9 protein-coding genes are annotated in these 14,640 nt (G+C 49.9%); 5 read left to right on the top strand and 4 right to left on the bottom strand.

The features are described from left to right. Nucleotides 1-149: 149 nt before the first annotated feature. On the bottom strand, nucleotides 150-1,766 hold the full coding sequence (locus LZU85_RS01635) for an NAD(P)/FAD-dependent oxidoreductase (RefSeq protein WP_047111547.1): 1,617 nt from the start codon (nucleotides 1,764-1,766) through the stop codon (nucleotides 150-152). 288 nt (nucleotides 1,767-2,054) lie between these two features. Here LZU85_RS01635 and fdxA point away from each other — a divergent pair, with 288 nt between their 5' ends. After that, nucleotides 2,055-2,378: a ferredoxin FdxA gene (fdxA, locus tag LZU85_RS01630; protein WP_011082218.1), complete on the top strand. Its 324-nt coding sequence runs from the start codon at nucleotides 2,055-2,057 to the stop codon at nucleotides 2,376-2,378. Between the two features lie 115 nt (nucleotides 2,379-2,493). Here fdxA and LZU85_RS01625 read toward each other — a convergent pair whose 3' ends face one another. From LZU85_RS01625 to LZU85_RS01615, 3 genes are all read right to left on the bottom strand, one after another. Next, the gene (locus LZU85_RS01625) at nucleotides 2,494-3,228 is read right to left on the bottom strand and encodes an RNA methyltransferase (RefSeq protein ID WP_011151593.1); all 735 of its coding nucleotides are present in this window, start codon (nucleotides 3,226-3,228) and stop codon (nucleotides 2,494-2,496) included. Between the two features lie 127 nt (nucleotides 3,229-3,355). After that, a complete protein-coding gene (gene melB / locus LZU85_RS01620) occupies nucleotides 3,356-4,729 on the bottom strand; it encodes a melibiose:sodium transporter MelB (RefSeq protein WP_237286201.1) in 1,374 nt (457 codons plus the stop codon). Between the two features lie 350 nt (nucleotides 4,730-5,079). After that, nucleotides 5,080-7,197, bottom strand: a complete 2,118-nt coding sequence (locus LZU85_RS01615) for an alpha-galactosidase (protein WP_237286200.1) — start codon at nucleotides 7,195-7,197, stop codon at nucleotides 5,080-5,082. 380 nt (nucleotides 7,198-7,577) lie between these two features. On the opposite strand from LZU85_RS01615, the gene LZU85_RS01610 reads away from it, so the two are divergent. The 4 genes from LZU85_RS01610 (at nucleotide 7,578) to mglC (ending at nucleotide 14,625) form a co-directional block, all read left to right on the top strand. Beyond that, on the top strand, nucleotides 7,578-10,673 hold the full coding sequence (locus tag LZU85_RS01610) for a beta-galactosidase (RefSeq protein ID WP_237286199.1): 3,096 nt from the start codon (nucleotides 7,578-7,580) through the stop codon (nucleotides 10,671-10,673). 345 nt (nucleotides 10,674-11,018) lie between these two features. Continuing rightward, the gene (gene mglB, locus LZU85_RS01605; RefSeq protein ID WP_011082209.1) at nucleotides 11,019-11,993 is read left to right on the top strand and encodes a galactose/glucose ABC transporter substrate-binding protein MglB; all 975 of its coding nucleotides are present in this window, start codon (nucleotides 11,019-11,021) and stop codon (nucleotides 11,991-11,993) included. Nucleotides 11,994-12,098: 105 nt separating this feature from the next. Beyond that, nucleotides 12,099-13,607, top strand: coding sequence for a galactose/methyl galactoside ABC transporter ATP-binding protein MglA (mglA, locus tag LZU85_RS01600; protein WP_065090901.1), 1,509 nt, complete (start codon nucleotides 12,099-12,101; stop codon nucleotides 13,605-13,607). A gap of 10 nt (nucleotides 13,608-13,617) precedes the next feature. Continuing rightward, nucleotides 13,618-14,625 (top strand): galactose/methyl galactoside ABC transporter permease MglC, encoded by a 1,008-nt coding sequence (mglC, locus tag LZU85_RS01595; protein ID WP_011082207.1) that lies wholly within the window; start codon nucleotides 13,618-13,620, stop codon nucleotides 14,623-14,625. Nucleotides 14,626-14,640 lie beyond the last annotated feature (15 nt).

Here is a 14,640-nt window from a genome sequence, read left to right as displayed (position 1 = left end):
TCACGCACTGACATGAGTAGACATGCTGAATAGCATCAGGAATTTAGGTTGGGCATCAAGACACTAAGCCACTGAAAGGAACATGAACTTTGCAGCCAAGAAGGATCAAAAAAGGGCTCTTACGAGCCCTTGATCAACGTTCTTTTTATTTACGCGTTTTCTAGCTGAGCCACCATGCTACGCGCAACGGCTTCGGCCACTTTAATGCCGTCGATACCCGCAGAAAGGATACCGCCTGCATAACCTGCACCCTCACCCGCTGGGTAGAAACCTTTGAGATTCACGCTTTGGTATTCTTTGTCGCGCTTGATGCACACAGGAGAAGAGGTACGCGTTTCCACACCAGTCAGCAAACCATCTTCAGACGCAAACCCTTTGATCTTGCGATCAAACGCGGGAATCGCTTCGCGAATCGCTTCAATAGCAAAAGGTGGCAACGCCTTCTCAAGGTCCGTCAGTTTAATACCTGGCGTGAATGATGGCTCCACGTCACCAAGAGCACTTGGATCGCGACCTTTTAGGAAGTCACCAATTTTCTGTGCAGGTGCGTCGTAGTTTTCACCACCAAGACGGTAAGCATTGGATTCAAGCTCGCGCTGGAAACGGATACCCGCGAGCGGATCACCCGGGTAATCGATCTCAGGAGAGATGCCCACCACAATCGCACTGTTGGCGTTACGCTCTGCGCGTGAGTATTGGCTCATGCCGTTTGTCACAACGCGGCCTTCTTCAGAGGTCGCCGCTACTACCGTACCACCCGGACACATACAGAAGCTGTAAACCGTGCGGCCATTCTTACAGTGGTGCACCAGTTTGTAATCTGCCGCGCCGAGAATTGGATTGCCCGCGTTTGAACCAAAACGTGCTTCGTCGATCATCGACTGTTTGTGCTCGATACGGAAACCGACAGAGAACGGTTTAGCTTCCATATAAACACCGCGCTCATGCAACATTTCAAAGGTATCGCGCGCACTGTGACCCACAGCAAGCACCACATGGCGAGATTTTAGCTCTTCACCGTTAGACAGCGTCACGCCCGTGATTTGGCCATCTTCCATATGGATATCGTCAACGCGCGTGCTAAAGCGGATCTCACCGCCGAGCTCAAGAATTTTCGCGCGCATTTTTTCGATCATCGTGACCAGCTTAAAGGTACCGATGTGCGGCTTACTTACGTAGAGGATCTCTTCAGGTGCGCCCGCTTCAACGAATTCGGTGATCACTTTGCGGCCGTAGAAATTAGGATCTTTTACTTGGCTGTAAAGTTTACCGTCAGAAAAGGTGCCCGCACCGCCTTCGCCAAACTGTACGTTTGACTCCGGATTCAGCGTACGCTTACGCCAGAAACCGAAAGTATCTTTGGTACGCTCACGCACCTCTTTACCACGTTCAACAATGATTGGGTTGAAACCCATTTGCGCCAACACAAGGCCAGCAAACAAGCCACAAGGGCCAAAACCGATCACGATTGGGCGCTCAGTGAGGTTCGCTGGCGCTTGAGCCACATACTTGTATTCCATATCCGGCGTTTCACGAACATGGGGATCTTTACTGAACTTCGCCAACAACTTATCTTGATTCGCCACTTCAATATCCAGCGTGTAGATCAACTGGATGTTGGTCTTTTTACGAGCATCGTAACCACGTCTAAACATGGAAAAAGAAAGAACCTGCTCTGCGGGAATGCCTAGCTTGGCGGTAATGGCTTCGAGAAGCGCGCCTTCCTCATGGTCGAGAGGAAGTCGAAGTTCAGTTAAACGTATCATGGGATGTCTCGTTACAGTTGGTGTCTTAGCCTTGCTGGATCATTTCCTTTGAGAAAAAGCAACCCGCGCAGCTCACAATGGCGCGCATTTTACGAGAATTTGCTTTCTATGTCATACAAAAAGCAGGACTGGGTCATACTAAAAACCAGAACGAGGCAAAGTTCGCCATAACAATCGCCGTCACCAATGTTGAATTTTGCCTTGGGATCAGTATCATCCCCCTTCTTCATTTTTGACCGCAACGTGTCATTGAAGAATGTGTTTCACCGAACTAAAGAGCGCTATGTCATGGCATTTGTGGTAACTGATAACTGTATCCAATGTAAATACACGGATTGTGTCGCCGTTTGCCCGGCGGATGCCTTTCACGAAGGGCCGAACTTCATGGTGATCAACCCCATCGAGTGCATCGACTGTGGTTTGTGTGTGGACGAGTGTGCCGCAGCGGCAATCTTCCAAGAAGATGAGTTGCCAGAAGATCAAGTGATCTACAAAGAGCTGAATGCGGAATTGGCCGAGCTCTGGCCAGTACAAACCGAAGTGAAGCCAGCAATGGATGAGGCAGAAAAGTGGAATGGCGTGCCAAACAAGTTGGACATGCTCGAAAGATAAGTTTTCCCAGCGAATCGATGGGTTAAGCCGATTCGAGAAAAACGGATTCAATAAAAAAGCGTCGTATTCCACGACGCTTTTTTGCTATTTCACAGCGGCAAAACAGTACGCTTAACTAACTGTGCTGACGGCGAATATTGTCGAGAATAATGCCCGTTGCCATCGCCACATTGAGCGATTCTGCCCCACCAAACGCTGGAATGGTGATCTTGTCGGTGACGAACTTCGACGCTTGTTCACGAACACCGTGAGATTCGCTGCCCATCAGCAAAATGCCTTGCGCTGAAAACGTCGTTTTATGAACACTTTCCCCTTCAAGAAACGCACCGTAAATTGGCAAATTTGCCTGCTCTAAGTAACTGGGCAGATCAACCAAGCTCACCTGCACACGGCCAAAACTGCCCATGGTGGCACTGATGGTTTTCGGGTTGTATGGGTCGGCGCAATCGCTGCTGGCAATAATGTGTTTGATGCCGTACCAATCCGCCACGCGGATGATGGTGCCAAGGTTACCGGGGTCAGACACACCATCAAGGGCGATCATCAAACCTTGTGCTTTTGGCGTTTCAATCGCAGGGATTTCTACCACCGCAATCGCCGCGTTGTTGCTCACCAGTGTGCTCGCCTTCGTCAAATCATCCAGCGATGCTTCAATGCATTCATAACCAGCCAGCTCAACCGCATGTTGCTGTAGAAACTCTGCCGTGGCAAAAACCTGTTTCACCTTGAGCGTGCTGTTGGCCAACTCAAGGACATTTTTTTCACCTTGAACCAGAAATAAGCCAAGCGCTTTGCGCTGTTTCTTTTGCCCCAAAGCTCGAAGCAGTTTTAGTTGGTTTTTTGAAATCATTGCATTGTCCCAGATAAAAGCGTGCGAATTATAGAGCAAAGCCGCGACGAGCTAAAGGGGATTGAATGGAAACAAGATAAGCAGAAAGCATCAGTCTGGCGCTACGCCAGACTGATGCTTGTTCGGGTTAGGCTTGAGCCAGAGAAGCCTTTCCTTTTACCTCAGATTCAACTGCAGACTTATCAAACCCTTCATGCAGATGGTAGTAACGTTGGTAAATCACACCACTGACGGTCATCATGATGGCTGGTAAACCAATCATCATAAATTCAAGCCCCATGATGGTACTTGCAGATTGCTCTACGTTAGGGACGTAACCGACAACCGACAAGCCCACACCGACAATGAAGCCACCTGCTGCGCCTGCGAATTTCACAAGCATGGTTTGTACTGAGAAGATAACGCTTTCGCTACGACGACCGGTTTTGTGCTCACCGTAATCCACAACGTCCGCCAGCATGACCGTTTGCAGTGCGTTCGCGATACCTACACCGAACTTAATTGCCGCACCCGCCATACCAATCATCAGAGCGTTAGCTGGCGCAACAAAGCCCATCAGTAGTAGAAGCACACAAGACAGAATTGGGAAGCCACAAGCGATAGGCCATAGCAACTTGCGTGGTAGTAGAGCAGCAATGCGAGGGAACAAGAACACCCCCGCTACTTCTGCCGCGCCTGCCACCGCCATGTAAACTGGGAATAGCTCTGCGTTACCCAGCGCGTAAGAGAAGTAGTAAATCGCAAAACCACCCACCAATAGGTTCGCAATTTGGAAAGAGAGAACCGTGCCGATCAGCGCTTTAAGCTGGTCGTTTTTACCGATGATAGTCAGTACATCTTTGAAGCTGAATTTCTCTGCGGGTTTCGCGTTTGCCGGCGCCGCTTTCTCTTTGACGTTACGCGCAATCAAGAATGCGCTCATCACAAACAGAACGGCAATAAGCATCGCAACATTAAAGAAGCCGTCGCCTTGGTTGCCGTTACCCAGCTCGCCGACAATGTGCAGACCGTATGTCCCCGTAATGAACCATGCAAGGCTTGCGAACAGGCGCGGCCATACCACCAGCTTTTCACGCTCTTGGCGAGAACTTGATAGCGCAGGAATCATTGACCAATAAGGAATATCCATAATGGTGTAAGTTAAACCCCAAAGGATGTAAGCCGCGGCCGCGTAGATGTAAAGCGTTGTCCCTTCAAACATGTGCGTACTAAAAAGGCCAACTAAGACAATCGCATTTAACAGCGTGCCAATCACAATCCAAGGGCGGAACTTACCGAACTTAGAACGCGTATTGTCGACGATCACCCCCATCATTGGGTCAGTAATCGCATCGATAATACGAGCGGCTAAGAAGATGGTACCAACGAAAGCAGCAGACAAGCCTGCCACGTCCGTAAAGTAGAACATTAAGAAGATATAGATAGGTGCACAGGCAAAGTCTTTACCGAGTGCACCAAGACCGTAGGACAGCTTGGTTTGTAGCGTAATTTTTTCAGACATAATCATTCCTTAGTATCGTATCGCGCTGCACTCCCCTATCGAGAAGCCATCACGTCGACGTCTTTTATTTAGTTTTCGATGCTAATGCTACTCACACACTGAATGCCTTACTGTGATCAAAAACTACTTTATGGAAACGTTTACAGTTCAATTTTCAAAATGAGACATTGAACAATTTTAAAGTAACAAAAACTCACGATATTGCGTACATTTCCCTTATTTTATCGACAAAGTTCGACACCAATACATGAGAACGATTTCAAACAGAGCGTAAAACAACGCAAAAAGCCGTACAAATCTGACATCTGTACGGCAATAAAAAACCAAGGAGAAACGTCGAAAGCGTCTATTTAGTGAATACGTTCGAACGTCACCAACATCGCACTTTCTGCATCAAGAATTGGCATGGTTAAACCAACCTCTTCACACCATGCGCCAGACAGTTCGCAGCCCGATTCAGTCCATGCCGGCTGGTAATTCACGATGTCATCGTAGTTAGACGGTTTATCCAATACCGTCACTCGATATGTCGCTTGTGGAGCTAAACCCGGTACGCGCAAATGCCCACTTAGAGAGTTCGTCGGCATCGCGAGCTGAGCAATCATCACCACCGCTTGCGATTGATCGTTGGCCACCACCGCGTGAATTTGATGCGCTTTATCATCGGTTGGTACACGCCAAGTTCTGCCGCTGTGCAGCAGTGGCCGCAGCATTTTGTGCAGCTTGATATAGCGCTCAAAACCTTCTTTTTCCGCTTGCTCTTCTTTCACAGGATCAAGCTCAATCCCCATATGACCGAACAGTGCCGTAAGCCCACGGAACTCGATACTATGACGACGGCGCGTACTGTGACAATGGCTGGCACCAATATGGCTGCCCATCACCTCTGGCGGGAAAAAATAGCTCATGCCGCGTTGAATGGTTTGACGCTCAAGTGCGTCATTGTTGTCTGACGCCCAGAATCGATGCGTGCGTTTCAGCACTTCAAAATCAATACGACCACCGCCCGCCGCGCAAGACTCAATCTCGACGTTCGGGTGCTTTTCACGAACTTTATCGACTAACTGATAGTAACGTTGGGTTTGATTGTGCGCTGCCGCTTGGCCTAAATGCGCTGGCTGCACCACTTCACGGTTCATATCCCATTTGATGTAGGCGATATTGTAAGTCGAGAGGAAATGGTCCAACCGCTCAAACAGGAAGTTAAACGCATCATCGTTTTGCAGGTTAATCACATACTGGTTGCGACCAGTTGGCTGGTCGTAACCCTCAACGGCCAATAACCAATCAGGATGCGCGCGATACAAATCTGAATCTTTGTTGATCATCTCCGGTTCGAACCACAAACCAAACTCCATACCCAGTTTGTTGACGTGCTCGACGATCGGTTGCAAACCATTCGGATACTTGGTTTCACATAAGAACCAGTCCCCTAGCCCGGCTTTGTCGCCATTGCGCCCTTTGAACCAGCCGTCATCAATAATAAAGCGTTCAACGCCCATCTCCGCCGATTGGGTTGCCATTGACATGATGTAGTCTGGGTCGTGATCGAAGTAGATGCCTTCCCACGTATTAAGGTGGATCGGACGAGGCTTGTTCGCAAAATCCTTAGGCAAAATCGAATCACGGACGTGTGAGTGGAAATGGTGGCTCATGCCGTTAAGACCCGAGCGGCTGTAACTTGCGTACAACCACGGCGTGGTCAGGCTTTCGCCTTCTTTCAGTGCCACTTCACCTGGAAGATAGATCACCTCCGCTTGCATATAACGGCGACCGTCAGCTTTCACGTCCACACGCAGTCTGTGATTGCCACTCCATGCGAAATGGAATCCCCATACATCGCCACTCATTTCGCCAAAATGCGCGCTACCAGCAACCAATGCGGGATAATGTTCATGGGAAGTGCGTCCACGGCGGTTCTCTTGTTGGTAGCCCCCTTGAAACAAGGGTTGACGCACGGTTTGAAACTCGTGAACCCAGCGCCCGTAATAGGTCATCAACTCGCTCGCACGGGTAGGCAAAGGCAAAGTGTTCGCCAAGCGGTTCACTTGGTATAGGCCCGCTTTAATGTTGGTGAGTGTGTGGCGCGTTTTGACCACATCATGCTGATCCATCGTCAGCTCGGTTGTCAGGCGGAGGCCCGCGATCGCATCTTCGCTTTGAATCACGATGGAACCTTGGCCGTGTTCAACACGAGAGATGACAAACACGGGTGCCCAATCTTGTCCTTCACGATGCCCTTCCACACCGGGGCTACTGAACACACCGCGGCCAAGCTCAGGATGGAGTGTCATCGCAACATCAGTATCAAGGCGACCATATGGCACCGGACGATGCAGTGCAACGCGAGCGCTTTCAAGCTCCCCCTGAACCTTGTTTCCCCAGTGCAGAATCTCCGCGTATTCGCCGAGCTCGACCATCAACTGAGTTTCCCGACCGCTTAACTCAATCACTGTTTTGTTCGTCATCATGCTTACCTAAAAACGAGAAATTACGCCGCATCATAATGAAACGGACAAAATAATCTGTGAGCCACTGCAAAATCATGAAAACGTTTCCAGATTTATTCAAAGCTCAGTGCCGTAACTACCGATAAAACCAAGACCCACAATCTTTTCCAACCTTTGAAGCGCTAGCTCCCATCACCACACTTGACGGCAAAACAACGATCATTCTCACATTGCTCTGGATTTATCGTGTGCGAGTGGAAAAATGCCACACACATCATGAAAACGTTTCCAGAGTTTCATTACACTCTGCCTCAGTTAGGAACTTGTTACTTGCTTGTGCTGCTCTAAAACAGACTGACTTATTCGCCCGCAGGTAACATCAATCATAAAGGCACCACATGACTGCATTTTCAGAAATTCTCCAACGACGCGACTGGGAAAACCCGCAATCCGTGAACATTCACTGCCTAAAGGCACATAGCCCACTCGCCAGTTTTCGCGATATGGCCCATGCTCGCGATGGTATTCACGCCCAGCGTCAATCACTAAATGGACAATGGAAATTCAAACTGTTTGATGCGCCAGAGCAGGTGGATGGTCAGTTCACGCAGGCCGATTTCAATGACGCGGAATGGGATGAGATCCCCGTGCCGTCTAACTGGCAACTGCACGGTTACGACAAACCCATTTACGCCAATATTAAATACCCATTTGACGTGAACCCGCCGTTCGTGCCCCGTGAAAACCCAACCGGTTGTTACCGCACTAGGGTATCGTTGTCGCCAGAAGATTTGCTCAACACCCAACGCATCATCTTCGACGGTGTGAACTCGGCGTTCCATCTTTGGTGTAACGGCACTTGGGTTGGCTACAGCCAAGACAGCCGTTTGCCTGCCGAATTTGATCTCACATCACACCTAGTCGCGGGGGAAAACACACTTGCGGTCATGGTGATGCGTTGGTGTGATGGCAGCTATTTAGAAGACCAAGACATGTGGTGGCTAAGCGGTATCTTCCGTGACGTGACGTTGCTGTCGAAACCACAGCACTGCATCGAAGATGTGTTCATCACGCCGGATCTCGACGCCTGCTATCGCGACGGCTCACTCTCCATCGTCACCACCATTGCAGCGCCAGAAACCCATCAAGTACAGGTTCAATTGTTTGAGGGTACACAAGCGGTCACTGAGCCAAACATCGCTCGCCCACACAACCGTCGCATCGACGAGCGGGGCACTTGGAATGATGTGGTATTCCAAACCCTGCACCTACGCGAGCCAAAGAAATGGACGGCGGAAACACCGAACCTCTACCGCTTAGTCGTTTCACTGTTGGATGAAAACGGCACGCATCTCGAGAGCGAAGCGTACCCTGTGGGTTTCCGTAAAGTGGAAATCAGCGAGGGTCAATTGAAGCTCAACGGCAAGCCGCTGCTGATCCGCGGGGTCAATCGCCACGAGCATCATCCAGAGCTGGGCCATGTGATGACGGAAGAGGATATGATCCGCGATATCTGCCTGATGAAACAATACAACTTCAACGCAGTGCGCACCGCTCACTATCCGAACCATCCGCGTTGGTACGAACTGTGTGACCAATACGGCTTGTACGTGTGTGATGAAGCAAACATTGAAACCCACGGCATGCAGCCAATGAGCCGCTTATCCAGCGATCCGCAATGGGCACACGCGTACATGAGTCGCTACACCCAAATGGTCCTGCGCGATAAGAACCATCCATCGATCATCATCTGGTCTTTAGGTAATGAATCGGGCCACGGCAGCAACCACAATGCGATGTACGCTTGGTCGAAAAACTTTGACCCTTCCCGCCCTGTGCAATACGAAGGCGGCGGTTCAAACACCACGGCAACCGACATTATTGCGCCAATGTACGCGCGCGTTAATACCCTAGTTGCCGATGAAGCGGTGCCAAAATGGCCCATCAAAAAATGGATTTCTCTCCCCAACGAAACGCGACCATTGATCTTGTGCGAATACGCCCATGCGATGGGCAATAGCCTAGGCAGTTTTGATGAATACTGGGCGGCATTTCGCGAGTTCCCACGCCTGCAAGGCGGCTTTATTTGGGATTGGGTCGACCAAGGCTTGAGCCAATGGGATGAAAACGGCCAGCACTTCTGGGCTTACGGCGGTGATTTTGGTGATGAAATCAATGACCGCCAGTTCTGCATCAACGGCTTGATCTTCCCCGATCGCACCGTGCATCCAACGTTGCAAGAAGCCAAATATTGCCAGCGCATGATCACCGTCTCGCTGCAAGAGCAAACCCAAAAAGCGTGCACACTGTTGGTGACCAACGAGAACCTGTTCCGTGCCACCGATAACGAGCAATTGAACTGGTCACTGTTAGAAAATGGCCAAGTCATCCAAACGGGCTCACAGGCGCTTAGCGTAGAGGCTGACAGCCAAACACGCCTTGAAATTGCGCTGAACTTCACGCCAAAAGCGCAGGCGCAATACCACTTAAATACCGACATCTGCCTTATTGAAGCGACGTCATGGGCTCCCGCTGGCCATGTGGTGGCGACAGAACAAATGGCGCTGCGCAATCACGCTGGCCTTGCCATGCCAACCTTGCGCACACAGCCTGCACCCAAGCTGACCGAAAACGGCCACGCCATTGTGGTCAGCAGTCTGGATGAAAAGCATCAATGGAGCTGGGATAGCCAAAGCGGTTTGCTGATGGAATGGAACGTGGATGGCAAAGCGCAAATGCTGGCCGCGCCGCAAGACAACTTCTTCCGCGCCCCGCTGGATAACGACATCGGCATCAGTGAAGTGGATAACGTTGATCCCAACGCTTGGGTATGCCGTTGGGAAATGGCGGGCATTGGTCAGTGGCAGCGTCATTGCGTCCAGTGCGAGAGCGAAACGCTCGCTCACGCCGTGGTCGTGACCACCACGTTTGCCTACCACTTTGGCGGCGACGTGCAAGCCATAACCCAGTGGACGCACACACTCAGCAACGATGGCGAAATGCAATTGGATGTCGACGTCACACTGGCAGACGCTCTACCGCCGATGCCGCGTATTGGCTTGGAGTTGCAACTGCCGCTTCACCAAACCGACACGCCGATCACATGGCAAGGCTTAGGCCCATTTGAAAACTACCCAGATCGCTTGGCCGCAGCACGTTTTGGCTTACATACTCAAACACTGGCGCAGATGCACACACCGTACATCTTCCCAACCGACAGCGGCCTGCGTTGTGGCACGCAGTGGTTGCAAGTGAACGAGTTGGCCATCTCGGGTGATTTCCAGTTCAGTGTTAGCCAATACGCTCAGCAACAATTGGCAGCAGCAAAACATACCCATGATTTGCTAGCACAACAGCAGATTTACCTGCGTCTAGACCACCAGCACATGGGGGTTGGCGGTGACGACTCTTGGAGCCCAAGTGTGCACAAAGAATTCCAATTAACGGAGAAACACTACCGCTACCAGTTGCGATTTAGCCCGGCTTCACGCTAGCGCTCACTCGCCTCTAGGCTTTCCCACTAAGCCAAACCCGATAAGCCAAGCCTTTGATTTTACGTCTAAGGCTTGGCTTTGTCGTTTTAGAGCGTTTTTTTTTGCACTCGACCACCACTTTTATGACCAACGTTTACACACAAGATAAAAACCACACTCAAATCACAAAACCCTTACAAACATTAACATTCAATTACAAATCTGGTGAAATTTTTATCTAGTTCACATTAATTGATTCGTTTGTCACTATACTCAAAGGGTAAACGTTTTCACCAATTATAAAATTAATTGCAGATAACGAATTACCCCTACAGCAAACCAATAACAAACAATCAGGATTTTTCTATGAGAAAGGTTACTCTACTTGCTCTGCTCACTGCTGGTGTAGGCTTTGGAACACAAGCTCTAGCGGATACCACCCTTGGATTTACTATCTACAAGTACGACGACAACTTCATGTCGGTTGTGCGCCAAGCGATTGAAAAAGAAGCGGCATCAGACAAAAGCACTCGCATTCTGATGAACGATTCGCAAAACAGCCAATCGATGCAAAACGACCAAGTGGACGTCATGTTGGCTCGTGGTGTGCAAGCGCTGGCCATTAACCTGGTTGACCCTGCGGCCGCGCCAACCATCATCCAAAAAGCGAAAATGGACGATGTGCCTATCGTGTTCTACAACAAAGAACCAAGCCCACAAGCGCTCGCGAGCTACGACAAAGCGTACTACGTCGGTACCGACTCAAAAGAATCGGGCATCATTCAGGGTGATCTCATCGCGCAAGCGTGGAAAGCCAACCCAGCATGGGACAAAAACGGCGATGGCGTACTGCAATACGTAATGCTAAAAGGCGAACCTGGCCACCCAGATGCGGAAGCACGCACCACGTATTCTGTGCAAACCATCAATGAAAACGGCATCAAAACCGAAGAGTTGCACATGGATACCGGCATGTGGGATACCGCGATGGCGAAAGACAAGATGGACGCTTGGCTCTCTGGCCCTAACGGCAGCAAAATCGAAGTGGTGATTGCCAACAACGACGGCATGGCGATGGGCGCGGTAGAAGCACTGCGCGGCGCGGGCGTGAAACTGCCTGTGTACGGTGTTGATGCCTTAGCTGAAGCCTTGGCGCTGGTCAAATCTGGCGACATGGCGGGTACCGTACTCAACGATGCGGAATCCCAAGCGAAAGCGACCTTTGAACTGTCACGTAACCTCGCCGATGGCAAACAACCTGCTGAAGGCACTCGCTGGCAAGTCGTGAACAAAATTGTTCGCGTGCCTTATGTTGGCGTTGATAAAGATACCTTGAACTAATTTAGTGCCCGGGGGAGCATGCTCCCCCTATGCGCTTTCTTCATTGTCACACTGTCGTTAGAGAACATTTCTGTTGTCCGCCCATTGACGAAATAAAGAGAGACCATGGTAAATCAAACACATGAATTCCTGTTGGAGATGACAGGAGTAAGTAAAGAGTTTCCTGGGGTAAAGGCATTAGATAAGGTTAATTTAAACGTTCGCCCTCATTCTATTCATGCATTAATGGGAGAAAATGGGGCTGGCAAATCAACACTATTAAAATGTCTATTTGGTATTTACGAGAAGAATGAAGGAAATATTCTCTTTCTCGGCAAGGAAGTGAATTTCACCTCATCAAAAGAAGCATTGGAATCCGGTGTTTCTATGGTTCACCAAGAATTGAACCAAGTAAAACAATGCTCCGTCATGGATAATATTTGGCTCGGTCGTTATCCAAAGAAAGGGTTCTTTGTTGATCACGATAAAATGTATCGCGATACCAAAGCAATCTTTGCCGAACTGGATATCGATATCGATCCTAAAGTCAAAGTCGCGACCTTATCCGTATCACAAATGCAGATGGTTGAGATCGCCAAAGCGTTCTCCTATGACGCCAAAATCGTCATCATGGATGAACCCACCTCATCGCTGACGGAAAAAGAAGTCAGCCACCTGTTTACCATCATCAACAAGCTGAAAGAGAAAGGCTGTGGCGTGGTGTACATCTCGCACAAGATGGAAGAAATCTTTGCTATCTGCGATGAAATCACCATTTTGCGCGATGGACAATGGGTCGACACTCGCCCTCTCAAAGGGCTCGATATGGACCAGATCATCGCCATGATGGTTGGCCGCGAGTTAACGCATCGCTTCCCTGAAAAAACCAACACACCGAAAGATGTGATTTTGCAAGTGGAAAACCTCACCGCGCTCAACCAACCGTCGATTCAAGATGTGTCGTTTGAACTGAAAGCGGGCGAGATCTTAGGCGTTGCAGGCCTTGTGGGTTCACGCAGAACCGACATCGTCGAAACGATTTTCGGTGTACGCGAACGCAGCGAAGGGCACATTCGCTTGCATGGTCGTGAGATGAAAAACCGCGATGCGCACGAAGCGATCAACAACGGTTTCGCCCTGGTGACCGAAGAACGTCGCTCCACCGGTATCTACGGCAATCTCGACATCACCTTCAATGCGTTGGTGGCCAACGTCGATGAGTACAAAACCAAAATGGGCCTGCTCAGCGACAAAAAAATGAAGAGTGACACGCAGTGGGTGATTGATTCCATGCGCGTGAAAACGCCCTCTCATCAAACCCACATCAGCTCTTTGTCGGGCGGTAACCAGCAGAAAGTCATCATTGGCCGCTGGCTACTCACGCAACCGGAAATCCTCATGCTGGATGAACCGACACGCGGGATCGACGTTGGCGCCAAGTTTGAGATTTACCAATTAATTCTCGAATTAGCCAAGAAAAACAAAGGCATCATTATTATTTCTTCGGAAATGCCGGAATTACTGGGTATTACAGACCGAATATTAGTCATGAGTAATGGCCGCGCAGCGGGCATCGTTAATACCAAAGAAACTTCACAGAATGAAATATTAGAACTGGCTTCTCGCTATCTCTAGGGAATGAATTATGGACGCTGTTAAATCTTTCGCATTAAAGCATTTAAAAGAGAGCGCAATATACGCGGTTCTCCTTATTCTACTGGCTGTTATTGTTATTCAAGAGCCATCGTTTCTTAGCTTGAGAAACTTAAGTAATATCCTGACTCAATCTTCCGTGCGTGTCATCATCGCTCTCGGTGTCGCCGGCCTGATTGTCACCCAAGGCACCGACCTTTCCGCCGGCCGCCAAGTGGGTTTGGCGGCGGTGATTTCGGCCACCCTGTTGCAATCGATCGATAACGTCAACAAAGTGTTCCCAGGCATTGGCGAAGTGCCCATCGTCGCGGTGATCATTTGCGTGTGCTTGATCGGTGCCATCATCGGTTTGGTCAACGGCGTTATCGTTGCTTACCTAAAAGTAACGCCCTTTATCGCCACATTAGGTACCATGATCATCGTTTACGGCATCAACTCGCTTTACTACGATGCCGTGGGCGCCTCTCCGATTGCGGGCTTTGACGAGCGTTTCACCACCTTTACGCAAGGCTTTATCAACCTCGGTGGTTTCCGTTTCTCCTACATCACCTTCTACGCCATCATCGCCATTGTCTTTATGTGGGTGCTGTGGAACAAAACCGTGTTTGGCAAAAACATTTTCGCCGTGGGGGGTAACCCAGAAGCGGCCAAAGTGTCTGGTGTGAACGTCCCCCTCACCTTGTTGAAAGTGTATGCCCTTTCTGGTGTGCTTTACGCCTTTGGCGGTATGTTGGAAGCTGGCCGTATCGGCAGTGCCACCAACAACTTGGGCTTCCTATACGAGCTCGATGCCATCGCCGCGTGTGTGGTCGGCGGCGTTTCATTTGCCGGTGGTGTCGGTAGCATTGCTGGTGTTGTCACGGGTGTGTTGATCTTCACCGTTATCAACTACGGTATGACCTACATCGGCGTCAGCCCATACTGGCAATACATTATTAAAGGCTCCATCATCGTCTTCGCGGTCGCGCTCGATTCGATGAAATACGCCAACAAAAAATAACCCCCAACTGCGCCT

Origin of the sequence: Vibrio floridensis, assembly GCF_021852965.1 — a bacterium.
Lineage (GTDB): Bacteria > Pseudomonadota > Gammaproteobacteria > Enterobacterales > Vibrionaceae > Vibrio > Vibrio floridensis.
Note: the sequence above shows the minus strand (reverse complement) of the source record. Positions and strands in the feature narration are given on the sequence as shown.